At 69.2% G+C, this 25,468-nt stretch carries 22 protein-coding genes; 16 read left to right on the plus strand and 6 right to left on the minus strand.

Annotated elements, in window-relative coordinates; translation table 11 throughout:
* The first annotated feature begins 1 nt into the window (after position 1).
* The 16 genes from ABDW59_RS01450 (at position 2) to ABDW59_RS01525 (ending at position 19,045) form a co-directional block, all read left to right on the plus strand.
* Positions 2-1,510 carry a UDP-N-acetylmuramoyl-L-alanyl-D-glutamate--2,6-diaminopimelate ligase gene (locus ABDW59_RS01450; RefSeq protein ID WP_343627575.1) on the plus strand — a complete coding sequence of 503 codons (1,509 nt, stop codon included), beginning with the start codon at positions 2-4 and terminating at the stop codon, positions 1,508-1,510.
* A gap of 20 nt (positions 1,511-1,530) precedes the next feature.
* Positions 1,531-3,000 (plus strand): UDP-N-acetylmuramoyl-tripeptide--D-alanyl-D-alanine ligase, encoded by a 1,470-nt coding sequence (murF, locus tag ABDW59_RS01455; protein WP_343627727.1) that lies wholly within the window; start codon positions 1,531-1,533, stop codon positions 2,998-3,000.
* Positions 2,990-4,168, plus strand: a complete 1,179-nt coding sequence (gene mraY / locus ABDW59_RS01460) for a phospho-N-acetylmuramoyl-pentapeptide-transferase (RefSeq protein ID WP_343627576.1) — start codon at positions 2,990-2,992, stop codon at positions 4,166-4,168. The genes murF and mraY overlap by 11 nt, the downstream gene beginning before the upstream one ends.
* A gap of 16 nt (positions 4,169-4,184) precedes the next feature.
* Positions 4,185-6,131: a UDP-N-acetylmuramoyl-L-alanine--D-glutamate ligase gene (gene murD, locus ABDW59_RS01465; RefSeq protein WP_343627577.1), complete on the plus strand. Its 1,947-nt coding sequence runs from the start codon at positions 4,185-4,187 to the stop codon at positions 6,129-6,131.
* Positions 6,128-7,408: a putative lipid II flippase FtsW gene (gene ftsW / locus ABDW59_RS01470; RefSeq protein WP_343627578.1), complete on the plus strand. Its 1,281-nt coding sequence runs from the start codon at positions 6,128-6,130 to the stop codon at positions 7,406-7,408. The genes murD and ftsW overlap by 4 nt, the downstream gene beginning before the upstream one ends.
* A 94-nt stretch (positions 7,409-7,502) precedes the next feature.
* The gene (gene murG / locus ABDW59_RS01475) at positions 7,503-8,603 is read left to right on the plus strand and encodes an undecaprenyldiphospho-muramoylpentapeptide beta-N-acetylglucosaminyltransferase (protein ID WP_343627579.1); all 1,101 of its coding nucleotides are present in this window, start codon (positions 7,503-7,505) and stop codon (positions 8,601-8,603) included.
* The gene (gene murC, locus ABDW59_RS01480; protein WP_343627580.1) at positions 8,600-10,057 is read left to right on the plus strand and encodes a UDP-N-acetylmuramate--L-alanine ligase; all 1,458 of its coding nucleotides are present in this window, start codon (positions 8,600-8,602) and stop codon (positions 10,055-10,057) included. The genes murG and murC overlap by 4 nt, the downstream gene beginning before the upstream one ends.
* Before the next feature lie 68 nt (positions 10,058-10,125).
* On the plus strand, positions 10,126-11,085 hold the full coding sequence (locus tag ABDW59_RS01485) for a D-alanine--D-alanine ligase (RefSeq protein WP_343627728.1): 960 nt from the start codon (positions 10,126-10,128) through the stop codon (positions 11,083-11,085).
* A 38-nt stretch (positions 11,086-11,123) separates the two neighbouring features.
* On the plus strand, positions 11,124-11,963 hold the full coding sequence (locus ABDW59_RS01490; protein ID WP_343627581.1) for a cell division protein FtsQ/DivIB: 840 nt from the start codon (positions 11,124-11,126) through the stop codon (positions 11,961-11,963).
* A gap of 8 nt (positions 11,964-11,971) precedes the next feature.
* Positions 11,972-13,201 carry a cell division protein FtsA gene (gene ftsA / locus ABDW59_RS01495; protein WP_343627582.1) on the plus strand — a complete coding sequence of 410 codons (1,230 nt, stop codon included), beginning with the start codon at positions 11,972-11,974 and terminating at the stop codon, positions 13,199-13,201.
* 123 nt (positions 13,202-13,324) lie between these two features.
* Positions 13,325-14,560, plus strand: coding sequence for a cell division protein FtsZ (ftsZ, locus tag ABDW59_RS01500; protein ID WP_343627583.1), 1,236 nt, complete (start codon positions 13,325-13,327; stop codon positions 14,558-14,560).
* A gap of 215 nt (positions 14,561-14,775) precedes the next feature.
* Positions 14,776-16,893: an ATP-binding protein gene (locus tag ABDW59_RS01505; protein ID WP_343627584.1), complete on the plus strand. Its 2,118-nt coding sequence runs from the start codon at positions 14,776-14,778 to the stop codon at positions 16,891-16,893.
* A gap of 24 nt (positions 16,894-16,917) precedes the next feature.
* A complete protein-coding gene (gene lpxC / locus ABDW59_RS01510) occupies positions 16,918-17,853 on the plus strand; it encodes a UDP-3-O-acyl-N-acetylglucosamine deacetylase (protein WP_343627585.1) in 936 nt (311 codons plus the stop codon).
* A gap of 33 nt (positions 17,854-17,886) precedes the next feature.
* Positions 17,887-18,609: a hypothetical protein gene (locus ABDW59_RS01515; RefSeq protein ID WP_343627586.1), complete on the plus strand. Its 723-nt coding sequence runs from the start codon at positions 17,887-17,889 to the stop codon at positions 18,607-18,609.
* A gap of 8 nt (positions 18,610-18,617) precedes the next feature.
* Positions 18,618-18,866 (plus strand): hypothetical protein, encoded by a 249-nt coding sequence (locus ABDW59_RS01520; RefSeq protein ID WP_343627587.1) that lies wholly within the window; start codon positions 18,618-18,620, stop codon positions 18,864-18,866.
* Positions 18,860-19,045: a hypothetical protein gene (locus tag ABDW59_RS01525; protein ID WP_343627589.1), complete on the plus strand. Its 186-nt coding sequence runs from the start codon at positions 18,860-18,862 to the stop codon at positions 19,043-19,045. The genes ABDW59_RS01520 and ABDW59_RS01525 overlap by 7 nt, the downstream gene beginning before the upstream one ends.
* A gap of 63 nt (positions 19,046-19,108) precedes the next feature.
* Here the strand turns inward: ABDW59_RS01525 and ABDW59_RS01530 are convergent, their stop codons facing one another.
* The 6 genes from ABDW59_RS01530 to ruvC form a co-directional block, all read right to left on the minus strand.
* The gene (locus ABDW59_RS01530) at positions 19,109-20,911 is read right to left on the minus strand and encodes an ABC transporter ATP-binding protein (protein ID WP_343627590.1); all 1,803 of its coding nucleotides are present in this window, start codon (positions 20,909-20,911) and stop codon (positions 19,109-19,111) included.
* Positions 20,898-22,649, minus strand: a complete 1,752-nt coding sequence (locus tag ABDW59_RS01535; protein WP_343627592.1) for an ATP-binding cassette domain-containing protein — start codon at positions 22,647-22,649, stop codon at positions 20,898-20,900. Before ABDW59_RS01535 ends, ABDW59_RS01530 begins: the two co-directional genes overlap by 14 nt.
* Before the next feature lie 190 nt (positions 22,650-22,839).
* Entirely contained in the window at positions 22,840-23,778 is a 939-nt protein-coding gene (locus ABDW59_RS01540) for an anti-sigma factor (protein ID WP_343627595.1), read from the minus strand.
* 10 nt (positions 23,779-23,788) lie between these two features.
* Positions 23,789-24,322 carry a sigma-70 family RNA polymerase sigma factor gene (locus ABDW59_RS01545; protein ID WP_343627596.1) on the minus strand — a complete coding sequence of 178 codons (534 nt, stop codon included), beginning with the start codon at positions 24,320-24,322 and terminating at the stop codon, positions 23,789-23,791.
* A gap of 29 nt (positions 24,323-24,351) precedes the next feature.
* The gene (locus ABDW59_RS01550) at positions 24,352-24,729 is read right to left on the minus strand and encodes a hypothetical protein (RefSeq protein WP_343627597.1); all 378 of its coding nucleotides are present in this window, start codon (positions 24,727-24,729) and stop codon (positions 24,352-24,354) included.
* Positions 24,730-24,912: 183 nt separating this feature from the next.
* Entirely contained in the window at positions 24,913-25,461 is a 549-nt protein-coding gene (gene ruvC, locus ABDW59_RS01555; protein WP_343627729.1) for a crossover junction endodeoxyribonuclease RuvC, read from the minus strand.
* Positions 25,462-25,468 lie beyond the last annotated feature (7 nt).

Below are 25,468 nucleotides of genomic sequence, written 5' to 3' on the forward strand. Positions count from 1 at the left end.
CATGCTGATGCACCTGAAATCCCCCGAGGCCGCCGCCCGCTGGCTGCTCGAATGGACGCCGAGCGGCCAGCTGCGCACCGACAGCCGCCGCGTCGGTCCCGGCGACGCCTTCATCGCGTGGCCCGGCTATGCGAAGGACGCGCGCCAGTTCGTGGCCGGCGCGCTGCAGGCCGGCGCGGCGACCTCGCTGGTCGAGGAAGCCGGCGCGGCCGAGTACGGTTTCACCGACGCGCGCATCGCCTCGCTCCCGGACCTGAAGGCCAACTGCGGCCGCATCGCCTCGGCCTTCTACGGCGAGCCCAGCGCTCGCCTGGACGTGCTGGCGGTCACGGGCACCAACGGCAAGACCTCCAGCGCCTGGTGGATCGCGCAGGCGCTGACGCTGCTGGGCGCGCGCTGCGGCGTGATCGGCACGCTGGGCGTGGGCCAGCCGCCGGTGCCCGGCGCGGTCACGACCGCCTCCATCGAGGCCACCGGCCTGACCACCCCCGATCCGGTGCGCCTGCAGGAAGCCTTCAAGCACATGGTCGACGAGGGCTTCTCGGCCTGCGCGATCGAGGCCTCCTCCATCGGCATCGAGGAACACCGGCTGACGGGCACGCGCATCAAGGTCGCGCTGCTGACCAACTTCACCCAGGATCACCTGGACTACCACGGCGACATGGCGAGCTACTGGGCCGCCAAGCGCAAGCTCTTCGGTTGGGACGGCCTGCAGGCCGCCGTGCTGAATCTGGACGACGCCAAAGGCGCGGAGCTGGCGGATGAACTCGCCGGCGGCGCGCTCGATCTCTGGACCTACGGCCTGAACCGCAGTGACGCGCGCCTGAGCGCCGAGGACCTGCGCCACGACGCGCAAGGCCTGGCCTTCACACTGCGCGAGGGCGAGTCCCGCGTGCCGCTGCGGACTTCGCTGATCGGCGACTACAACGTGTCCAACCTGCTGGGCGTGATCGCCGGGCTGCGCGCGCTGGGGCATTCGCTGGACGACATCGCGCGCGTCGCCGCGCTGGTGACGCCGGTGCCGGGCCGCATGCAGCGCGTGGGCAGCGGCCGCGAGCTGCCGCAACTGGTCGTCGACTACGCGCACACCCCCGATGCGCTGGAGAAGGCGCTCAGCGCGCTGCAACCGCTGGCTGCGGCCCGCGGCGGCGAGCTGCGCGTGGTCTTCGGCTGCGGCGGTGATCGCGATCCGGGCAAGCGTCCGCTGATGGGCGCGATCGCGGCCAAGCTGGCGGCGCATGTGGTGCTGACCAGCGACAACCCGCGCACCGAAGACCCGCAGCGCATCCTGGCCGACATCGAAGCCGGCCTGCCCGCCGATGCGAAGCGCGAGGTCGAGGCCGATCGCGCGGCGGCCATCGCCCGCGCGGTCGACCAGGCCGGTGCTCGCGACGTGGTGCTGATCGCCGGCAAGGGCCATGAGGATTACCAGGAGATCGCTGGCGAGCGCCGGCCGTTCTCCGACGTGCAGGCGGCGCGTGCCGCCTTGATCGAAAGGGCCGGGCTGTGAGCGCCGCGACGATCCCGATGATGACGCTGGGCGAGGCCCATGCGCTGCTGAGCCCGCTGCTCTCTTCCGCGACCCTGGTGGGCGACGCCTCGACCGCGCTGCTGCGCGTGCATACCGACACCCGCTCGCTGCGCGCGGGCGATCTGTTCGTCGCGCTGCGCGGCGAGCGCTTCGACGCCAACGACTTCCTCGCGCAGGCGAAGGCCGCCGGCGCCGTCGCCGCGCTCGCGGAGCGTGGTTTGGCCGAGGCCGGCCTTCCTGGGATCCTGGTGCCCGACGCGAAAGCCGCGCTGGGACTGCTGTCGCAAGCCTGGCGCGAGCGTCAGCACCTGCCCGTGATCGCCGTGACCGGCAGCAACGGCAAGACCACGGTCACGCAGATGATCGCGGCCATCCTGCGTGCCTGGCTGGGCGAGGCCTCGATGCTGGCGACCGAAGGCAACTTCAACAACGAGATCGGCGTGCCGCTGACGCTGCTGCGCCTGCGCCAGAACGAAGCCGCCTGGCATCGCGCCGCGGTGGTCGAGCTCGGCATGAATCACCCGGGCGAGATCGCGCCGCTGGCCGCCATGACGCAGCCCTCGGTGGCGCTGGTCAACAACGCGCAGCGTGAGCACCAGGAGTTCATGCACACCGTCGAGGCGGTGGCGCGCGAGAACGGCGCCGTGATCGGCGCGCTGGGCACCGCGGGTGTCGCGGTCTTCCCGGCCGAGGATCCCTGCGCGCCCGTCTGGCTGGAGCAGGCCGCCGGCCGCGCGACGCTGACCTTCGCGCTGCAAGGGCAGGCCGACGTGATGGGCCGCGCGCAGTGGGTCGCGCCGGGCGATGCCGACACCGGTGCCGCCACGGGCGCCGATGCGGCCACGGGCGCGACGCCGCATGCGGGCCACTGGGCCATCGAGATCCTGACCCCCGCCGGCACCATCCCGGTGGCGCTGGCCATGGCGGGCCAGCACAACGTGCGCAACGCGCTGGCGGCTGCCGCCTGCACGCTGGCCGCCGGTGCGCCACTGGCCGCGATCCGCGAGGGGCTTCAGGCCTTCAAGGCGGTGAAGGGGCGCTCGGCGCTGCAGACGGTGCAGTGGCAGGGGCGCCGCGTCACGCTGATCGACGACAGCTACAACGCCAACCCCGACAGCGTGATCGCCGCCATCGACGTGCTGGCCGAGCTGCCCGGCCAGTCCTGGCTGGTGCTGGGCGACATGGGCGAGGTCGGCGAGCAGGGCCCCGAATTCCATCGCGAGGTCGGCGCGCATGCGGCCGATCAGCGCCTCGCGGCGCTGTGGACCGCCGGCGAGGCCGCGCGCGACACGGCCCAGGCCTACGGGGCGGGCGCGCGCTCCTTCGACACCGTCGCCGCGTTGATCGCGGCGCTGGGCGAGGCGCCGCAAGTACAGAACATCCTCGTGAAGGGCTCGCGCTTCATGAAGATGGAACAGATCGTGGCCGCCTTGCAGTCCGGCGGCCCAGGAGAACCCCATGCTGCTTAGTCTGGCCCAGTGGCTGCAGGCCAATTTCCCTGAACTGGGGTTTCTGCGCGTCTTCCAGTACATCACCTTCCGTGCGGTGATGGCGGCGCTGACGGCGCTGCTGATCGGCCTGGCCTTCGGGCCCTGGGTCATCCGCCGCCTGACCGAGCTCAAGATCGGTCAGCCCATCCGCGAGTACGGCGTGCAGCAGCATCTGGCCAAGAGCGGCACGCCCACCATGGGCGGCGTGCTGGTGCTGATCGGGATCGGCGTGTCGACGCTGCTGTGGTTCGACTGGTCCAACCGCTTCGTCTGGGTGGTGATGCTGGTGACCATGGGCTTCGGCCTGATCGGCTGGGTCGACGATTACCGCAAGGTGGTCAACAAGGATCCGGAAGGGATGCGCAGCCGTGAGAAGTTCATGTGGCAGTCCATCATCGGTCTGGTCGCGGCGATCTATCTGGCCTTCAGCGTGTCGGAGACCAGCTTCCTGGGCGTGGTGCAGCTGTTCTTCCGCTGGGTCACAAGCGGCTTCTCGACCGAGCTGCCGCCCAAGGCCGACCTGATGCTGCCGTTCTTCAAGTCCATCAGCTATCCGTTGGGCGTGTTCGGCTTCATCGGCCTGAGCTATCTGGTCATCGTCGGCACCAGCAACGCGGTGAACTTCACCGACGGCCTGGACGGGCTGGCGATCATGCCGGTGGTGATGGTGGGTTCGGCGCTGGGCGTCTTCGCCTACGTGACCGGCTCGTCGGTCTACAGCCGCTACCTGCTCTTCCCCTACATCCCGGGCGCGGGCGAGCTGCTGATCTTCTGCGCCGCGCTGGCGGGGGCAGGCCTTGCCTTCCTGTGGTTCAACGCGCATCCGGCCCAGGTCTTCATGGGCGACGTCGGCGCGCTGGCGCTGGGCGGCGGGCTGGGCACGCTGGCGGTGATCACGCGCCAGGAAATCGTGCTGGGCATCATGGGCGGCGTCTTCGTGGCCGAAGTGCTGTCGGTGATGCTCCAGGTGACCTGGTTCAAGTACACGAAGAAGAAGTACGGGGAGGGCCGGCGCATCTTTAAGATGGCGCCGCTGCACCACCACTTCGAGAAGTCGGGCTGGAAGGAGACGCAGGTCGTCATCCGGTTCTGGATCATCACCATGCTGCTGTGCCTGGTCGGCCTGGCCAGCCTGAAGCTGCGCTGATCGGGACGCCACGACCATGAGCCCGCTGCACTTCCCCGCGCTCTACCAGGACCGGCACGCCCTCGTGCTGGGGCTGGGCGACTCCGGGCTCGCGATGGCGGCCTGGGCGGCGCGCCTGGGCGCGCGCGTGACGGTGTGGGACAGCCGCGAACAGCCGCCGCAACTCGCCGCGCTGCGCGGGCGCCTGCCCGAGGCGGCCTTCGTGCATGGCGAGTTCACGCCCGAGCTGCTGGCCACGATCGACCACACGTGGGTGCTGCTCAAGAGCCCCGGCCTGTCGCCGCTGGACGCGCGTCTGAAGCCGTTGCTGGCGCGCGCCGAGGAGATCGGCCTGCGCGTGCGCGGCGAGCTCGAGCTGTTCGCGCAGGCGCTGGCGGAGCTCAAGACCCTGTATCGCTACGAGCCGGGTGTGCTCGCGATCACCGGCACCAACGGCAAGACGACGACCACCAGCATGACCGCGCTGCTGGTCGAGCGCGCCGGCCGCCGTGTCGCGATGGCCGGCAACATCGGCCCGACGCTGCTGGGCACGCTCAGCGACGCGCTCGACAAGGAGCCGATGCCGCAGGCGAAGGTGGAGGAGGGCGCCGAGACGCCCGAGGCCGCTGACGCTGAGCCTGCTGCCGAGTCCATTGCCGAACCTGCTGCCGAGCCGGCTACCGACGCCGTCGCCGAGCCCGAAGAGGCCATCGTCGAGATGGCCGTCGAGGCGGTGACAACGTCCGAGGCCTCCGTTGACCTGCCTGATGCCGACGTGCTGCTCGAGCCTGTCGACGAGGTCATCGCGACCGAGGCCGCCGTCGCCGAAGCGGGGGTGGAGCTGCCTGTGGAGCCCGCCCCGGCCGACGACCGCAGCGCGCTCGACACCGTCGCCGAGCTGCTCGACGAGCAGCCGCTGCCGATCAAGCCGCCGCCTCCCAAGCCCGCCGAGTTCGAGGTCCTCCCGCAGGTCTGGGTGCTGGAGCTGTCCAGCTTCCAGCTCGACGGCGTGAAGGGCTTCGAGCCCAGCGCCGGTGCGGTGCTGAACATCACGCAGGATCACCTGGACTGGCACGGCGACATGGCTTCGTATGCCCGCGCCAAGGGCCGCATCTTCGGCGAGCACGGCGTGCTGGTGATCAACCGCGACGATCCCGAGGTCGAGGCCCTGGTGCCCGCGCCCATTACCGTCAAGCAAGGCCGCGGCCGCCCGGCCAAGGTCGTCGAGCGCGACACCGTGCGCTTCGGCCTGGACGCGCCGCGCCGCGCCGGCGACTTCGGTCTGCTGGTCGAGAACGGCATGGCCTGGCTGGTGCGCGCCCGCGAGCAGGAAGAAGAGCTCAAGGGCCTGAAGCGCCGCAAGGACGATGAGGACGAACTCATCATCCAGCGCCTGATGCCCGCCGACGCGCTGCGCGTGCGCGGCCGTCACAACGCCGCCAACGCGCTGGCCGCGCTGGCGCTGGCCACGTCCATCGGCTGCCCGCTGGCGCCCATGCTGCACGGCCTGCGCGAGTACCGCGGCGAGCCGCATCGTGTCGAGTTCGTGAGCACGATCAAGGGTGTCGATTTCTACGACGACTCCAAGGGCACCAACGTCGGCGCGACCGTCGCCGCCGTGATGGGCCTGGGCGCCGACCGCGCACCGGCCAAGCTCGTGATGATTCTGGGCGGCGACGGCAAAGGGCAGGACTTCTCCCCGCTGGCCACGCCCATCGCGCTCCACGCCCGCGCCGTTGCGCTGATCGGCCGCGACGCTCCGCAGATCGAAGCCGCGCTGCAGGACAGCGGCGTGCTGATGCATCGCCATGACTCGCTGGAAGCGGCGACCCACTGGTCGCTCGCGCAAGCGCACGCCGGCGACAGCGTGCTGCTCAGCCCCGCCTGCGCCAGCTTGGACATGTTCCGCAACTACGCCCATCGCGCCGAGGTGTTCATCGCCACCGTGCGCGAGCTGGCGGAAGACGAAGGACTGATCGGATGAGCGCCGCTCCGCCCCCGTCGTCCTTCTTCAGCACGCTGGGCAATCGCCTGCGCACGGGCTTCGCCAAGCGCGGCGAGGGCGCGCCCGGCGTGGACGTGCCGGTGCGGGACTGGGTGTCGACCTCCGCGGGTCAACCCACCCGACTCCTGGGCTTCGACCTCACGCTGATCTGGGTCGTGCTGTCGTTGCTGGCGCTGGGCCTGCTGATGGTTTATTCGGCATCCATCGCGCTGCCGGACAACCCCAAGTTCGCGAAGTACGCCCCGATGCACTTCTTCGCGCGCCAGTCGCTGTTCATCGCGTTGGGGCTGCTGGCGGGCTGGATCACGGTGATGGTGCCGGTGAGCTTCTGGGAGCGTCACGCGCCCAAGATCTTCGTCGTGGCGCTGGTGCTGCTGATGGTGGTGCTGATCCCCCACGTGGGCAAGGGCGTCAACGGCGCGCGCCGCTGGTTGCCGCTGGGCGTCATGAACTTCCAGCCCTCGGAGCTGGCCAAGCTGGCCATCGCGATGTACGCGGCCAACTACATGGTCCGCAAGATGGAGATGAAGGAGAACTTCATCCGCGCCGTCTGGCCGATGGCCTGCGCGCTGGCCTTCGCCGGCATGCTGCTGCTGGCCGAGCCGGACATGGGCGCCTTCATGGTCATCGCGGCGATCGCGATGGGCATCCTGTTCCTGGGCGGCGTCAACGGCCGCATGTTCTTCCTCAGCGTGGCGGTGCTGGTCGGCGCTTTCGTGCTGATGATCACCTTCAGCGATTTCCGCCGCGAGCGGATCTTCGCGTACCTGAATCCTTGGGACGAGAAGTACGCGCAGGGCAAGGCCTATCAGCTGACGCACTCGCTGATCGCCTTCGGCCGCGGCGAGTTCTTCGGCCAGGGCCTGGGCTCCAGCCTGGAGAAGCTGCATTACCTGCCCGAGGCCCACACCGACTTCCTGCTCGCCGTGATCGGCGAGGAGCTGGGCTTCATCGGCGTGGCCGTCGTGATCTTCGCCTTCTTCTGGCTGTCGCGCCGGCTCTTCCACATCGGCCGTCAGGCGGTGGCGCTGGACCGCGTCTTCGCGGGTCTGTATGCGCAGGGCATCGGCATCTGGATGGGCGGCCAGGCTTTCATCAACATGGGCGTGAACCTGGGCGCGCTGCCGACCAAGGGCCTGACGCTGCCGCTGATGAGCTACGGCGGCTCGGCCACCGTCCTCAACTGCGTGGCATTGGCGATCTGCTTGCGTATCGACATCGAAAACCGTCAGCTCATGCGAGGAGGCCGAGCATGAGGAGCTGGACACAACGTGACCAGCTCGCCTCGCGTAGCGAGGCGCTGCGGGTTCGGCGAAGCCAAAACCGACAACTGATGCGAGGGGGCCGGGCATGAGCACGCGTCACCTCGTCGTGATGGCCGCCGGTACCGGCGGACACGTGATCCCGGGTTTGGCCGTGGCCGCCGAGATGCAGCGCCGCGGCTGGACCGTGTCCTGGCTCGGCACCGAAGCCGGGATGGAGAACAAGCTGGTGCCCCCGTCCGGCCTGCCGATGGACCGCCTGTCCTTCGCCGGCCTGCGCGGCAAGGGGCTGAAGCATTCCGTGCTGGGCGTCGTGCGTCTGTTCAAGGCGCTGGCGCAGAGCGCCAATGTCTTCGGCGCCCGCAAGGCCGACGCGGTGCTGGGCATGGGCGGCTATGTCTGCTTCCCCGGCGGCCTGATGGCCTGGGTCATGCGCCGCCCGCTGATGCTGGTCAATGCCGACGCGGCGCTGCTGCTGTCCAACAAGGCGCTGGCGCCGGTGGCCGGCAAGATCGCTTTCGGCTTCGACGGCCTGGCCGCCGCGCAGCAGCGCAAGGCCGTGGTCACCGGCAATCCGGTCCGCGCCGAAATCGAGGACCTGCCCGCGCCCGAGCTGCGCTTCGCCGATCGGACCGGTCCGCTGAAGGTGCTGGTGGTGGGCGGCTCGCTGGGCGCGCGCGCGATCAACGAGGTGCTCCCGCAAACGCTGGCGCTGTGGGATGAGCATCAGCGCCCGCTGGTCACGCACCAGACCGGCGAGGCGAATTTCCCGCTGGTCCAGGCCGCCTACGCCAAGGCCGGCGTGCAGGCCGAGGTCGTGCCCTTCATCCACGACATGGCCGCCCGCCTGGCCGAGGCCGACGTGGTGATCTGCCGCGCCGGCGCGGTCACGGTGTCGGAGCTCTGCGCCGCGGGCGCCGCCAGCATCCTGGTGCCGCTGGTCGTCAGCACGACCTCGCACCAGCGCGACAACGCGCAGTACATGGCGCAGCACGGCGCCGCGATTCACCTGCCGCAGGGCGAGCTCAGCGCCGAGAAGCTGCATGCGCTGCTGCAGCAAACGCGCGAGGACTGGCTGGCGCTGGCGTCCAAGGCCCGCTCGCTGGCGCGTCCGCGCGCCGCGTCGCGCGTGGCCGACGAGCTCGAAGCCCTGGTCGCCCGCAAGGACGCGAAGGGAGCGCGCGCATGAGGCACGCCGTCCAACGCATCCACTTCACCGGCATCGGCGGCGCCGGCATGAGCGGCATCGCCGAGCTGCTGGCGGGGCAGGGCTATCGCGTCTCCGGTTCCGACCAGGGCGAGAGCGAGACCACGCGCCGCCTGCGGGGGCTGGGCGTGGACGTGAAGATGGGCCATGCGGCCGAGCACGTCGGCGACGCCCAGCTGCTGGTCAAGTCCAGTGCGATCAAGGCCGACAACCCCGAGCTGATGGCCGCGCATCAAGCCGGCATCCCGGTGCTGCTGCGCGCGCAGATGCTGGCCGAGCTGATGCGTCCGCGCATGGGCATCGCCGTCGCCGGCACGCATGGCAAGACGACGACGACCTCGCTGCTGACCACGGTGCTGATGCAGGCGGGCTTGGATCCGACCTACGCCATCGGTGGACAGCTGCTGGCCAGCGGCGCGAACGCCGCGCTGGGCGGCGGTCTGCACATGGTGGTCGAGGCCGACGAGTCGGACGCGTCCTTCCTGCATCTGCTGCCGCAGCTGTCGATCGTGACCAACATCGACGCCGACCACATGGACACCTACGGGCATGACATGGCCCGTCTGCGTCAGGCCTTCGTCGACTTCCTGCACCTGATGCCCTTCTGGGGCGCGGCCGTGCTGTGCGGTGACGACGAGGGCGTGCGCAGCATCCTGCCGATGCTGTCGCGGCCGGTGATCCTCTACGGCCTGGGCGCGGGCAACGCGGTGCGCGCCGTCGACGTCGCGGCCGAGGCCGGCGGCGGCATGCGCTTCACCGCGCTGCGCCGCGATCGCGAAGGTCATGAGCGCGCGCCGCTCCAGATCTACCTGCGCCTGAACGGCCAACACAACGTGCTGAACGCGCTGTCGGTGATCGCGATGGCGATGGAGCTGGGCATCGCGGACGAGCCGCTGCTGCGCGCGCTGGCCGACTTCGGCGGCGTGGGCCGGCGCTTCCAGTCCTACGGCGAGTTGCCGGTGGCCGCGCCCGTGGACGCGGGCGGCCAGACCGCCGCGGGCGAGGGCACGGTGCTGCTGATCGACGATTACGGCCATCACCCGGTCGAAATGCAGGCGGTGCTGAACGCCGCGCGCGGCGCCTATCCGAGCCGCCGTCTGCTGCTGGCCTTCCAGCCGCATCGCTACACCCGCACGCGCGACTGCTTCGAGGCGTTCGCCGATGTGCTGGCGCAGGCCGACGGCGTGTTGCTGACCGAGATCTATGCCGCCAGCGAGTCCCCGCTGCCCGGCATCAGCGGCGAAAGCCTGGCGCAAGCGGTGACCGCCCGCGGCACCGCGGCCGGCTTCGTCGCCGACTGGCAGGGACTGCCGCAGGCGATCGCCCACCAGGCGCGCGCCGGCGATGTGGTGATCGTGATGGGGGCCGGCTCGATCGCCGCCGTCCCCGCGCGCACCGTGGCACTCATGACGCAAGCGAAGGGAGTCCGGGCATGACTGCGGACCTCAACCAATCCTCCGTTCCTTCCTCCGGCGCTGCTTCCGCGCTCTTCGAGCAGCTGGGCATCGCCGCCATCGACCCGAAGTCGATGGGCAAAGTGGCCGTGCTGTTCGGCGGCGAGTCCGCCGAGCGCGAGGTCTCGCTCATGTCCGGCGCCGGCGTGCTGGCGGCGCTGCAGGCCGAGGGCGTGGACGCCCATCCCTTCGATCCGGGCCAGCGCGATCTGCTCGAGCTCAAGCGCGAGGGCTTCCAGCGCGCCTTCATCGCGCTGCACGGCCGGCATGGCGAGGACGGCACGGTGCAAGGTGCGCTCGAGCTGATGGGCATCCCCTACACCGGCTCGGGCGTGATGGCCTCGGCCATCGCGATGGACAAGATCACGACCAAGCGCGTCTGGCTGGCGGACAAGCTGTCGACGCCGCGCTGGGTCGCGCTCAAGCGCGACGAGCAGACGCGCGAGCGCATCCGCACCGTCCCCGACGAACTGGGCCTGCCCATCTTCGTCAAGCCGCCGCACGAGGGCTCGTCCATCGGCGCGACCAAGGTGATGGGCTATTCGGAGATGCAGGACGCGGTCGCGCTGGCGGCCAAGTACGACGCCGAAGTGCTGTGCGAGGAGTTCGTCGACGGCGCCGAGCTGACCTGCCCGGTGGTGGGCGAGGGCTCGTCCGCGATCGCGCTGCCGGTCATCGAGATCCGGGCCGAGGGCGGCAATTACGACTATCAGAACAAGTACTTCACCGACACCACGCAATACCTGGTCGGCCAGTTGCCGGCGCAGGAGCAGGCCCGCGTGCAAGCGCTGGTGCTCGCGGCCTACCGCTCGCTGGGCGCGCGCGGCTGGGGCCGGGTCGACGTGATGCGGCGCAAGTCGGACGGCGCGCTGTTCCTGCTGGAGATCAACACCTCGCCGGGCATGACCTCGCATTCGCTGGTGCCCAAGGCGGCCGCGGCCGTCGGCATCTCCTATCCCAAGCTGTGCCTGTACCTGCTGTCGCAGGCGCGGCTGGACAGCCAGGCCTGACCCGCCGCTGAGCCGAACCCGACCCCCGAGCCACCGCCATGGGCGCCACCTTCACCCACACCGCCAGCCCGCTGCCGCCGGACATCCGAGTGATGAACGGCGTGGCGGGCTTGCTGCTGGCCGGCGTCGTCCTGACGGCGCTGGCGGCGGGCGCGCTGTGGCTGGCGCGGCAACCGCAGCTGGCGATCCGAGCGATCACGGTGGAGGGCGACGTCAGCCGCAACAGCAGCGCCTCGCTGCGGGCCAACGCGCTGCCGCGGCTGTCGGGCAGCTTCGTGACCATGAATCTGCAGAAGGCCAAGGCGGCCTTCGAGGCGGTGCCCTGGGTGCGGCACGCCACCGTGCGCCGCGTCTGGCCGCTGCAGTTGCAGGTGACGCTCGAAGAGCACCGGCCCGCCGCGTATTGGGAAACCAAGGCCGAAAACGCCGACGCGGACAGTGACGCGGTCGTCGATACCCGGCTGGTGAATAGCTTCGGCGAGGTCTTCGAGGCAAATCTGGGCGACGTCGAGGACGAGGATCTGCCGACGCTGGCGGGGCCGGGTAAATCCTCGGCGGCCATGCTGTCGATGTGGCGGCAGCTCGATCCGATGACCCACCGCAAACTCGACGAGGGCGTGTCGCGGCTGGATTTGTCGGGGCGCGGGTCCTGGAAAGCGACGCTGGAGAAGGGTGCGGTGGTGGAGCTGGGCCGGGGCAGCGAGGCCGAGGTCGTGGCCCGCTATGGCCAATTCATCGCCAACATCCCCCAGATCACCACGCGCTATCAGACCTCGCTGGTTTCCGCCGATCTCCGGCACGAGAACGGCTACGCGGTCCGGTTGGCCGGCGTGACGACGATTTCAAACGCGCCCAAGGGCGCCACCAAGAAGAATTGAGGACAGGCATGGCCAAGGAATACAAGGATTTGGTCGTCGGGTTGGACATCGGCACTGCCAAGATCATGGCGGTGGTGGCGGAGGTCATGGGCGACGGCCAATTGCGCATCGCCGGTCTGGGCGTGGCGCCGAGCCACGGCCTCAAGCGCGGCGTGGTGGTGAATATCGACGCGACCGTCCAGTCCATCCAGCAGGCGCTCAAGGAAGCGGAAATGATGGCCGACTGCCGCATTTCCAGGGTTTACACCGGGATTACCGGCAGCCATATCCGCGGCCAGAACTCCACCGGCATGGTCATCGTGCGGGACAAGGAAGTGACGCCCGTCGACGTGGCCCGGGTGGTGGAAACCGCCAAGGCCATCAATATTCCCAACGACCAGCGCCTGCTGCTGGTCGAGCCGCAGGAATTCGTGATCGACGGCCATGAGGTCAAGGAGCCGATCGGCATGAGCGGCGGCCGCCTGGAGGTCAAGGTCCACATCGTGACCGGCGCCCAGAGCGCGGCGGAAAACATCGTCAAGTGCGTGCGCCGCTGCGGGCTGGAAGTGGAGCAGCTGGTGCTGAATCCCAGCGCCTCGAGCGCGGCGGCCCTGACCTCGGACGAGCGCGACCTGGGCGTGGCGCTGGTGGATATCGGCGCCGGTACGACCGATGTGGCAATTTTTACCGGCGGCTCGATTCGCCATACCGCCGTGATTCCGATCGCCGGCGATTTGATTACCAGCGATATCGCGATGGCGCTGCGCACCCCGACCAAGGATGCGGAGGAAATCAAGGTCGAGCACGGGGTGGCGAAGCAATTGCTGGCGGACCCGGCCGATCAGGTCGAAGTGCCGGGTTTGGGCGACCGTGCGCCCCGCATGTTGTCCAAACAGGCGCTGGCCGGGGTGATCGAGCCGCGGGTCGAGGAGATTTTCTCGCTCGTGCACCAGGTCATCCGGGAATCGGGATACGAGGAACTGCTCTCGTCGGGGATTGTCTTGTCGGGCGGCTCGTCGGTCATGCCGGGCATGGTCGAACTGGCCGAGGACATTTTCCTGAAACCGGTCCGCCGCGGGAATCCGACCTACGGCGGGGCCTTGTTCGACATGGTCGCCAATCCTCGCTCGGCGACCGTGATGGGTTTGTTGGAGGAAGCGCGACTGGCGCGGTCCAGGGGATTCAAGGCCTCGCAGCAGGCGGGTTCCGTGAAGACCCTGTTCGGACGCGCCAAGGACTGGTTCCTGGGTAACTTCTAAGAGGCTGGAACTTCACCGGCCCACGCTTTTTTTCGTTCTCTGAGGGTTTTGCCCCCTAAAAGCGGTGGCATCCCACTTCTATTTTGTTGATGGCAGCTGCACAATATGGACAGGAGGTTTGATATGGCGATCGAGATGATCGAAGAGTTTGATCAAGGCACCCAGATCAAGGTGATTGGCGTGGGCGGCGGCGGCGGCAACGCGGTCGAGCACATGATTGCCCAGGGTGTGCAGGGCGTGGAATTCGTGGTGGCCAACACCGACGCCCAGGCCTTGAATCGCTCCAAGGCCGACCAACTCCTGCAACTGGGCCATACCGGCCTGGGCGCCGGCGCGAAACCCGAGGTCGGCCGTCAGGCCGCGGAGGAAGCCGAGCAGCGCATTCGTGAATCCATCACCGGCGCGCACATGCTGTTCATCACCGCCGGCATGGGCGGCGGCACCGGCACCGGCGCGGCCCCCGTGATCGCGCGCGTGGCCAAGGAGATGGGCATCCTGACCGTCGGCGTCGTGACCAAGCCCTTCGAGTTCGAAGGCGGCCGTCGCGGCAAGGCGGCGGACCTGGGCCTGCAGGAGCTCGAGGCCAACGTCGACTCGCTGATCGTGGTGCTGAATGACAAGCTGCTGGAAGTGCTGGGCGACGACGTCACGCAGGACCAGGCCTTCGCGCACGCCAACGACGTGCTGAAGAACGCGGTCGGCGGCATCTCCGACATCATCCACATGCCGGGTCTGGTCAACGTCGACTTCGAAGACGTGAAGACCGTGATGAGCGAGCCGGGCAAGGCGATGATGGGCACGGCCGTGGCCTCGGGTCCGGACCGCGCGACCAAGGCCGCCGAAGGCGCCGTGGCTTGCCCGCTGCTGGAAGGCATCGATCTGTCCGGCGCGCGTGGCGTGCTGGTGCTGATCGCCGCGAGCCGCACCAACTTCAAGCTGGCCGAAAGCCGGAACGCGATGACCGCGATCAAGCGCTATGCCGCTGAAGACGCGCACATCATCTACGGCACGGCCTACGACGAATCGCTGGGCGACCAGCTGCGCGTGACCGTGATCGCGACCGGCCTGAGCCAGCGCGCCGCGGCCCGCCAGCAACCCCAGTTGGTGGTGCAGCAGACGCAACTGCGCACGGGCACGGACAACATGCCGGTGCTGACGCAGCCGGTGGTGATGCCCGGCTCCGCGGCCGCGCAGACCCCGACGGCCGCCGCTCCCATGAGCGCGTCGGACTTCGGCGGCATGAGCGTGCCCAGCGTCTGGCGTCACGGCCGCACGGCCGCCGCCAAGGTCGAGGCGCTGTCCTCCAACGGCATGGACGAGATCGAGATCCCGGCCTTCCTGCGCAAGCAGGCGGACTGATCCGACGTCTGCCATCAGCATTCAAGGCCATGTCCCTCGGGGGCATGGCCTTTTTTGCGTCCCGGCGGCCGCTGCGGCGGCGAGGCGGGCGCTCCGCGTTGTTGCGAATCCTCGCCATAGCAGGCTATGGCTGCGGTCCGCGCCTAGCGGAGCATCCCGCCTCGCCACCGCAGCAGCCACCGGGCCATGTTGCAAATGAACGCTCGTGCTGTTCGGTGAAGTTCGGCACACTCGCCTTCGATTACAAGAACGAAACCGAGCGCATGGTCCCCTGGATTCTTCGGGTCTTCTCCCTGCTGTCGGCATTGGCGCTGAGCGCGCTGATGCCCGCACTCGCGCATGCGCAGGCGACGACGGGCCCGGCGACGGCGACCCCGGTGGCGGCCCATGCCGCGCCGCTCGGCCCGGCGCGTCCTCTGCCTGATGCGGGGCCCGCTGGCGGCGCTCAGCGCGCGATCGAGGCCGAGGTCGCCACCGCCGACTGGACGCAGGACCAGCTCAAGGCCTGGTGGCGCGCGCTGCGCGTCATCGACGGCCGCGATGGCGCTCTGCCGGCGGCGCTGCTGCCGCCCTCAGGCGCGGCGGCTTGGCAGCGGGTTGAGCTCCCTGACGTCCAGCAACGCGATGCCGTGCCGGGCAATGCCGGCGACGCCCGCTATCAGATGCGGTGGTATCGCGTCCGCTATGCGCCGCCGCAAGGCCGATGGCCGACCAGCGTCGCGCTCTACATGCCGCGTCTGGTGGCGCTGGCCGCGGCGGTGCTGGTGAAGACCGACGACGGCTGGCGTCCGGTGTTCGACAACCAGTCCGGCGCGCGCGAGCAATGGGTGCGGCCGCTGTGGGTGGTGCTGCCCTCGGCGCTGACCGAGATCCAGCAGGCGCGCGAGATCGAAGTCGTCATCGCGGTGCCCGTGATGCAGGGCGGCTATTACTCGGTGTCCAGCGTCTGGCTGGGCGCGCGCGAGGATCTGGAGGCGCGCCATGACCGCCGCTGGGTGCTGCAGATCGGCGTCCCTCAGGCGACCGGTTTGACGTTGGTGACCCTGGGACTTTTCGCGCTGGTGCTGTGGCTCAAGCGGCGCGAGGATCCGGCCTATCTGCTGTTCTCCCTGGCCACGGTCGCGTGGCTGGTGCGCAACCTGCATTACCACCTGGACCTGCCCCGGACGCGCGGCGCGCTGGAGTGGTTCTGGTGGCTCACCCATGCGTCGATGTCGTGGGTGATGCTGCTCACCTTCCTCTTCGCGCTGCGCTTCGCGCGACAGCGCTTCGCGCGCTTCGAGCGCGGCATGGCGCTGTTCGTGCTGGTCTCCAGTCTGGCGTCGATGCCGCTGTGGGGGCGCGGCTTCGATGCGCTGGTGCTGCTGCACATCTGCAATGCGGTGGTCGGTCTGGCGGGCACGGCCTTCGTCGCCAGCGTCGCCTGGCGCCAGGGCACGCGCGAGCTGCGCGTGATGGCGCTCGCGCTGGTGGTCGGCGTCGCGCTGGGCGTGCACGACCTGGGGTTGCTCGCCGGCTGGTGGTGGCCGGAGCACGTCTACCTGATGCCCTTCGCCACGCTGGTCATCCTGGCGAGCTTCCTCTACGCGGTGCAGCACCGCTACATCGAGGCGCTGCGCGGCGTGGAGCGCGCCAACGAGGATCTGGCGCAGCGGCTGGACCAGCAGAGCGTGGAGCTCAGCGCGCAGCACGACAAGCTGCGCGAGGTCGAGCGCCAGCAGGCCTTGCTGCTGGAGCGCCAGCGCATCATGCAGGACATGCACGACGGGCTGGGCTCATCGCTGCTGTCGGCGATGGTGGCGGTGGAGCAGGGCACGATGCCGCAGGAGCAGGTCGTGGGCGTGCTGCGCGAGTGCGTGGACGATCTACGGCTGGTGATCGATTCGCTGGAGCCGGTGGGGCACGATCTGGTGTCGCTGCTGGCGACGATGCGTTATCGGCTGGGCAAGCGGCTGCAGCTGGGCGGGCTCAAGCTGGAATGGGATGTGCACGATCTGCCGCCGCTGGAATGGCTGGAGCCGCCCGATGCGCTGCACGTGCTGCGCCTGATGCAGGAGGCGCTGACCAATGCGCTCAAGCATGCGCGGGCGACGCGGGTGCGGGTGGTCACGCGGGATCTGGGTCGGCGCGTGGAGATCCGCGTCGAGGACGACGGCGACGGCTTCGACATCGAGGCGATCTCGCAGGGCCGCGGACTGCGCGGGCTGCAGCGTCGGGCGAAGGTGCTGGGCGGTTTGCTGCGCGTGGACAGCAGCCCCGGCCACGGGACGGTGGTGACGCTGCGACTGCCGGTCGCGCGTGAGGATCGAGAGGCTTTGGTCCAGCAGGGTTGAGCCTGATTTGGGACAATACGGCCCATGCTCAAGCAACGCACCATCAAGTCCCTGACCCGTGCGGTCGGGGTCGGCATCCACAGCGGCCAGAAGGTGGAGATCACGCTACGCCCGGCCGCTCCGGGGACCGGCATCGTGTTCCGCCGGGTCGATCTGGCGCAGCCGGTGGACATCCCGGTGCGGACCAACAACGTCTGCGACACCCGCATGGCCACGACGATCAGCCCGGACGGCGATCCCGGCCGGCCCAAGGTGCAGACCATCGAGCATCTGCTGTCGGCCTGTGCCGGGCTGGGGCTGGACAACCTGCTGATCGACATCAACGCGGACGAGGTCCCGGTGCTGGACGGATCGGCGGCGAGCTACGTCTTCCTGCTGCAATCGGCGGGCATCGAGTTGCAGAACGCGCCGAAGCAGTTCCTGCGGGTGAAGAAGCCGGTGGAAGTGCGCAAGGGCGAGGGCAAGAGCCTGATGTGGGCGAAGCTGACGCCGCATCACGGCTACACGCTGAGCTTCGAGATCGAGTTCGACAACCCGGCGGTGTCGGCGACGGGGCAGCAATACGTGTTCGACATGGGCAGCGGCCAGTACAAGCGCGAGATCGCGCGGGCGCGGACCTTCGGCATGACCAAGGACATCGAGCTGATGCGCTCGCGCGGGCTGACGCTGGGCGGCTCCATGGACAACGCCATCGTGGTCGACGACTACCGCGTGCTGAACGCGGAGGGGCTGCGCTACGACGACGAGTTCGTGAAGCACAAGATCCTGGATGCGATCGGCGACATGCAGGTCGTGGGGCATCCGCTGATCGCGGCCTACACGTCCTTCAAGGGCGGGCATGCGCTGAACAACCTGCTGCTGCGCGAGCTGCTCGCCGACGCCGACGCGTACGAGATCGTGACCTTCGACGATGAGCGCGAAGCGCCTCCGGGGTTCGCGGAGTTGGCGCCGGCGTGGTGATCATTGGCTGACCGCTCCGGGGACCACATGTCATTGAGCCAGAACCAGCTGCAGAAGCTGGGGAAGCGGCTGAAGGAGTCGGTCTCCGCGACCGATCTGAGGTTGCTCGATGAGTACCGGCGATCCTTCCGGGCTGCGAGCGAGGCCTTGGCCGAAACGGTCTATGCGTGCACGGGGTTTGCGGCGTCCCAACGACCGGCAAAGAGTACCCAGGCCATCCTTGAGAAGCTCAGGCGCCAAACCACCCACCTGGGACAGATTCAGGACATCGCGGGGTGCCGCATCACCGTGCCGGATGTATCCGCTCAAGCCAAGGCAGTGCGAGCGCTGCAGGACCGGTTTCCCGAGGGCGTGATCAAGGATCGCCGTGTGGTGCCCAGTCACGGATACCGAGCCGTGCATCTTGTTGTCAAACACGAGGGCTGCCGGATCGAAATCCAAGTGCGGACGGCGCTTCAGAATCAATGGGCGCTTCTCTCGGAACGGATGGCGGACTGGTACGGCAACGCCATCAAGTACGGCGGTGGGCCAGAGTCGATCCAGGAACTCCTGCAAGACGCCTCGCATAGCGTGGCGGAGGTTGAGAGATTCGAATCGGAGCTCGCTCGGGAGTTGTACGAAATACCTTCTGAAGTGGTGGTCAACTCGCCGCCAGAACGTCAAAGTTCGGCCCGTGCGGAGGAGCGCCTGATTCGAGCCCGCCAGCGTCTGAGCGACCTCCTCTTGAGCATCCCGGACCGATTGGATCACCCATGATTTTTCTAGTGCACTACGACCGCCGCGCTCAGCAACTGCTGCGCTTCGACCAGTACGAGGATGGGGACTTCACCCGCGCTGAGGACGATCGGCTGGACCTTGAGCTCAGTCTTTTGGGCAGCGATCGCGAGAACGAGATTGTGTTGTTCAACGCGGCCGATGAAGCGGCGCTTCGAGTGAGTCACGCACGCTACTTCCAATCGATCGAAGAGATCGCCTTGGCGACGGCGCGATCGCAGGGGCCCTTCGCATGCTGATCTTCCGCCTCGTCACCGCCCTGCTGATCGTCGCCGGGCTCATCTGCTTCGCGCTCTACATCGCGACGAAGAAGCCCGTTTGGCGTCGTCGCGGCATCCTGCTGATCAAGTGGACCGTGATCGCTGGCATCGGCTTTTTCGCGGTGCTGATCCTGGAGCGACTCGTCCTGCTCGTCTGACGATCCGCTTCTCGGCGATCGCCCCATGAGGAAGGCCGCTCATCGAGCGGCCTTCGTGCTTCTTCACTCCTCCAGCGCCTGCAACTGCACCAGCCGCTGGTAGATCCCGCCGGCTATGCCCATCAGCGCTTCGTGCGTGCCGCGCTCGGCGAGCTTGCCGTGGTTCAGCACCACGATCTGATCGGCCTCGCGGATGGTCGACAGCCGGTGCGCGATCGCCAGCACCGTGACCTGGCCGCGCAATTCACGCAGCGCCTCCCCGACCTGCGCCTCGGTGGCGCTGTCGATGTTGGCCGTCGCCTCGTCCAGCAGCAGGATGCGCGGATCCCCCGCCAGCGCGCGCGCCAGCGCGATCAGCTGCTTCTGGCCGGTCGACACCGACAAGCCGCCGTCGCCCAGCCGGCTCTCATAGCCCTGCGGCAGCGCCGACAGGAACTCATGCGCCCGCGCGGCGCGCGCCGAAGCCTCGATCTTCTCGTCCGAGATCGCGCGGCCCATGCGGATGTTCTCGCGCACCGTGCCGGCGATCAGGTAAGGCTCCTGCGGCACCAGCCCCAGCGCGTCGTGGAAGGCCTGCTCGGGCAGCTGGTCCAGCGGCTGGCCGTCGATCAGGATGCGGCCCTGTTGCGGCTGATAGAAGCGCAGCAGCAAGGCCAGCAGCGTCGACTTGCCCGAGCCCGTGTGACCCGCGATGCCGACGAAGCTGCCCGCGGGGATGTCCAGCTCCAGGTCCTGCAGCACCGGATGATCCGGCTTGTAGGCGAATTGCAGGTGCTGGAAGTGGATGGCGCCGGCGCCGACCCGGAGCTCCGGCCGAAACGAGCGCGGCTCGGTGGGCTCGCGCAGCAGGGCGCGCACGCGCGACGCCGCCACCAGCGCCTGCTGCAGCTGGCTGAACTGCATGGTGATCTGGATCAGCGGCTCCACCACGCGAGCGATGTAGGCCAGGAAGGCGTAGAGCAGACCGACCTCCACGCCCGACAGCTCGCGCAGTCCGAAGCCGTAGATCACCGTCACGATCAGCAGCACGTTGAGCAGGTCCAGCGCGGGACGCAGCAGCCAGGCATTGGCGCGCAGCTCCTGCACGCGGGCCTGCAGCTGTGCCTGGTTGGCCTTCTCGTAGCGCGCGGCGAAGCGGCCTGTCGCGCCGGCCGATTGCAGCATCGCCATGCCGGCCATGCTCTCGGCCATCTGCGCATTCAGATCGGCCCGCAGCGCCCGCGCCCGTTGCACCGGACCGCTGCTGGCGCGCTGGTAGAGCCAGATGATGGTGGAGCTCGCCGGCACCAGCGCCAGCACGATCAGCATCAGCCGCCAGTCCAGCCAGGCCATCGCGACCAGCGCGCCCGCGACCACGATGGTCGAGTCCAGCATCACGAACAGCACCTGGCGGTACAGGTTGTTGACCGCGTCCGTGTCGTTGGTGATGCGGCTCAGCAGCTGGCCGGTGATGCTGCGGTCGAAGAAAGCCATGGGTTGCGCGAGCACATGCGCATAGACCTGCTCGCGCAGCCGCAGCACCGAACGCTGCGCGACCGACGCCATGCGCCGCAGTTGCGCGTAGCGCAGCAGGCTCGCGGTCCAGCCGGCCAGCAGCATCGCGCCCAGCAGCAAGCCCATCGATCCGATGTCGAAATCGCGCGGCAGCACGTGGGCATCGATGAAATGCTTGCCGAGGATGGGCCCGATGGCTTCGAGCGCGGCGGCGATCACCAGCCAGCCCAGGCCCTTGACGAGGCCGCGGCGCTCCGGCGCGGCGGCCTGCGCCAGCAGCGCGAGCGCCTCGCGCGGCGAGTGCTCCGGTTTGTCGGGAGAGCTCTTGGTCTTCGTCGCGGTCTCCGCCGCGTTCACATCAGGCTGCGTCAAGGCTGGCCTCCAGTTGTTGATAGCGCCATTGGCCGGCATACCAGCCGCCGCGCGCGATGAGCTCGTCATGACGGCCGCGCTCGACGATGCGGCCCTGCTTGAGCACCACGATCTCGTCCGCGTCCATCACCGCCGACAGCCGGTGGCTGACCACCGCAAGGCTGCGCTCCGGGTGGCGCTGGCGCAGCTCGCGCCAGTGCTCGAGGATCTGCGTTTCGGTGCCGCTGTCGACCGCCGAGAGCGCGTCGTCCAGCAGCAGGATGGGCGCGCCGGCGAGCAGCGCGCGCGCGATTGCGACACGCTGGCGCTGACCGCCGGACAGCGTCACGCCGCGCTCGCCCACCAGCGTGTCGTAGCCCTGAGGCAGACGCGCGATGTCCTCGTGCACGGCGGCAAGCTCGGCCATCTCCATGACCTGCTCGCGCGTCGCGTCGGGGCTGGCCAGGGCGATGTTGTCGGCCACCGAGGCCGAGAACAGGAAGGGCTCCTGCGGCACCCACGCGAGCGCGCGACGCAGCGCGTCCAGCCGGATCTCGCCCGCGGGCACGCCGCCCAGGCGCACGGTGCCGGCGCTCGGCTCGTACTGGCGCAGCAGCAGTCGCAGCAGCGTCGACTTGCCCGAGCCGGTCGCGCCGACGATGCCCAGCGTGCGGCCCGGCGCCAGCGTCAGCGTGATGTCCTCCAGCGCCGGCTGCGTCATGCCCGGATAGCGGAAGGACACGGCGTCCCAGCTGATGTCCGCCTGCGCGGGCATGTCGCGGGTGCCGGTGTCGACCAGGCCGTCGGGCGCTTCCAGCACCGGATGCAGCCGCGTCCAGGCAGCGCGGCCGCGCTCTAGCAGCGACAGCACCCAGCCCGCCGCGAACATCGGCCAGATCAGCTGACCCAGGTACATCGTGAAGGCGGTGAGCTGGCCGATGCTGATCACGTTCGTCCCGACCAGCCATGCCCCGGCGCCCAGCGCGATGACGGTGGCCGCGCTCAGCGACAAGCCGACGGTGGGCTCGAACATCGCCTCCCAGCGCTGCGCCTGGTAGGCGGCGCCGCCGGCCTCGCGGGCCAGCTCACCGAACTGCTCGCGACTGCGGCGGATCAGGCCGAGCGCGCGCACGGTCCGAACGCCGGCCAGACTGTCCTGCACCTGCTGGTTCAGCGCCGAGAAGCGTTTGAGCGAATCGGCCCAGGCCACGTGCACGTGATTGGAGATGCGCCAGAAGGCGTAGGCCATGAAGGGGAAGGGGATCAGTGCGGCCAGGCCCAGGCGCCAATCGATGCCCAGGGTCATCATGCCCAGCACCAGGATCAGCGTCAGCGTGCCGTCGAAGGCGGCGAGCAGCGCTTCGCCGGCGGCCATCTCGATGGCATCGACGTCGTTGGTCGCCAGCGCCATCAGGTCGCCGGTGGCGTGGGAATGGAAGAAGGCCGGCCCCTGACGGGTCAGCGTCGCGTAGAGCCGCGTGCGCAGCTGGCGGCCGAGCTCATAGGCGGTGGCGAAGAGCGCGAGGCGCCAGCCCACGCGCAGCAAGTAGATCGCCAGGCCGGCCAGCACCAGCAGGCCGAGCTGGCCGATCAGCTCCCAGCCGCCGATGCGGCGCGAGACCAGCAGGTCGACCACATGGCCGACGTGGCGCGGAATCCAGACGGTGAGGACGGCGATGGTCGCGAGCATCAGCGCGCTCGCGACGTAAGGGCGCCAGTGGCCGCGGATGTGGCCGACGATCAGACGGGTCAGGGACATAGGCGCCGGATTGTGCCGCCGACGTGGCCGCCAAGGCCTAGCTTCGGGCGCATCGCGTCGTTGCGGATCCTCGCCATAGCGCTGCTATGGCTCCGGTCCACGCCTAGCGCTGCATCCCGAATCAAGGCCTCGGCGACCACGTCGGACAGCGCGGGGTAGACCCCATCGGGCCTGTTCGGTGAAGACAGCGTCAGGAGCCCGGCTTCGCATCCGGCATGCCGATGCGCACGTGGACCAGATCCGCCAGCACCCGCAGGCGCTTCTCGTCGAAGTTGCCGCTCAGCGCATAGGCCAGCTTGCCGTCAATCCAGTACAGGCTGCGCGTGGTCTGGCCGCCCTCGACGCGGCTCATCAGCCGGAAGGCCACCGGCGCCTCGGCAGACGCCGCGCCCGTGCTCACGTAGAGCGTGAAGCGTTCGCCGGCGTCGTTCTCGTACATGAACTGCGCGCGCGCCAACGCTGCGTTCGAGTTGGCGTTGGCGTTGGCCGTGGCGGTGACGTTCGTCTTCGGAGGCGAGGCGGGGTCGTCGCCGGCTGGCAGCAGCCGGCCGCCGACCAGTTTCCAGCCGTAGTCCCGCAGCACCGGCGCATGCAGCGGCTGGCCCAGCCGCTTGCTGAGCCACTGGATCAGGTGATCCGCCTGATCGGCGCCGACCTCGACCGGATGGCGCTGCTCGGGCTGATAGACCACGTGCGCGATCGCGGCATCGCGGACGTACTCGGGAATCGTGGGATCGCGGCCGGCCGCCCGCGCCGCAGCCGTGGCGGCCGCCAGCTCGGCCGCTTCGTTCTTGCCATACCAGTAGGCGTGACCGCCCCAACCACCGGCCGCGCCGGCACCCAGGCCCACGGCCAGCAGCAGCCCCGCGACCCAGGCCCGCGGCCAGCGCGAGTCGTTCGCCGCAGAGGGCTTCAACGCGGCGGTGAGGTGCGGCGGGACCGGTTCGTGCAGCCACTCGCGGCGCAGGCCTTGGAGGGCCTCGCGCTGCTCGCGCCAGTCCAGGACCTGACGCGCGGCGCGCGGGTGCCGGAGCAGCCAGTCGGCCACGGCGGCGGCGCGCTCGGGTGGGAGTTGTCCATCCACGTAGGCGTGCAACGTGGCGTCGTCGTAATCGGTGTCGTTCGTCATGCGTCGGCGCTCATTTCACCACCCGCAGCGGGGCGCGGGATTCCGCGCCGTCGCTCATCAGCTGACGCAGCCGCTCTCTGGCGCGCGACAGCCGCGACATCACCGTGCCCAGCGGCACGTCCAGCACGCGGGCGGCGTCCTGGTAGCTCATTTCCTCGACGCAGATCAGCAGCAGGATCTCGCGCGAGGCGGCCGGCAACGCGGCCAGCGCGCGCTCCATGTCCAGCCGCAGGGCGACCTGCTGCTGCGGCTCGTGCGAGAGCGGCTGCAGCGACTCGTCCTCGTCGAGCGAATCGTGCAGCGCCTCGCGCGCGTCGCGGCGCTGGTTCAGATAGAGCCGATGCATCAAGGTCAGCAACCAGCCGCGCAGCGCGTCGATGCGCTCGGGGCCGGCCTCCGCATGGAAGAGCGCGCCCTTGCGGGCGGCGCGCTCCAGCGTGTCCTGCAACAGGTCGTCCGCGCGCGCCGCATCGCCGCACAGCAGCCGCGCATGGCGGCGCAGACGCGGCAACAGCGGAATCGCTTCTTCGAGGAAGAGGGGCATGCGCGGACGGGACCGAGTCGCTGATGCGCTCAAGGCTTGGCGGCGTGCCACACCTGATTCACACCATCACCCGTGCGGTCACCCGGCTTGGCGTCCTTCACCCAGAAGTACAGCGGCTTGCCCTTGTAGGCCCACTGCTTGGCGCCGTCGTCGCGCGTGATGATGGACCAGTCGCCCATGGGCTTGTCGTCGGCCTTGGCCATCAGTGCCGGCCAGTTGGTCGCGCAGGGACCGTTGCAGACGCTCTTGCCGCTGCCGGCCTGGTCCTTGTCGAAGGTGTAGAGCGTCATCTCGTTGGCGCCGACGAAGACGCCGTCCTTGACCATGGCCGGCGCGGCCTGCGCCGCGGCCAGTCCGGACACGAGCGCCAGCGCGACGGCGGCGGCAAGCTTGAGCTTGGAATTCATGCAGGTCTCCTTGGAAAGAGTGGTGGGGTACTGCAGGAACACGGGAGCGGGAGAGGATATTCCCTCCGAACCGAAATTCTTTGGGCATGGGGATGGATTCGCGGCTAGCCTGCGGTCGCCTCGATACAGGGCGAGCCCTGAGCGCGCGCGCCCGAAACGGCGCGCTCCATGCGCGCCATCCGCTCAATACGTCCGCGAACCCTTGAACTGCGCGTGCTGACGCCGCTGCAGCGTGGTCTGGCGGCTCATCGCGTCGAAGGAGACGCGGGCATGGGCGTCCATGATCGCGATGCCCAGCGCGTCGGCGGCGTCCTTGCCGGGCTCGCCGGGCAGGCCCAGCAGCCGCGCGACCATGGCCTGCACTTGGGCCTTGGCCGCGCCGCCGTGGCCGGTGATGGCCTTCTTCATCTGGACGGCGGTGTACTCGGACACGTGCAGGTCGCAGGACACCAGCGCCGTCAGCGCCGCGCCGCGTGCCTGCCCCAGCAGCAGCGTGGACTGCGGGTTCACGTTGACGAAGATGATCTCCACCGCCGCGCAGGTCGGTTGATAGCGCGACACCACCTCGCGGATGCCGTCGTAGAGGATCTTGAGCCGGCCGGGCAGGTCGCCCGTCGGCAGCGCATTGGTCTTGATCGTGCCGCTGGCCACGTAGGCCAGGCGCGGTCCGTCCGCGTCGATGACGCCGAAGCCCGTGGTCTGCAGGCCGGGGTCGATGCCGAGGATGCGCATGCTCATG

This window comes from Roseateles sp. (assembly GCF_039595295.1).
Lineage (GTDB): Bacteria > Pseudomonadota > Gammaproteobacteria > Burkholderiales > Burkholderiaceae_C > Roseateles.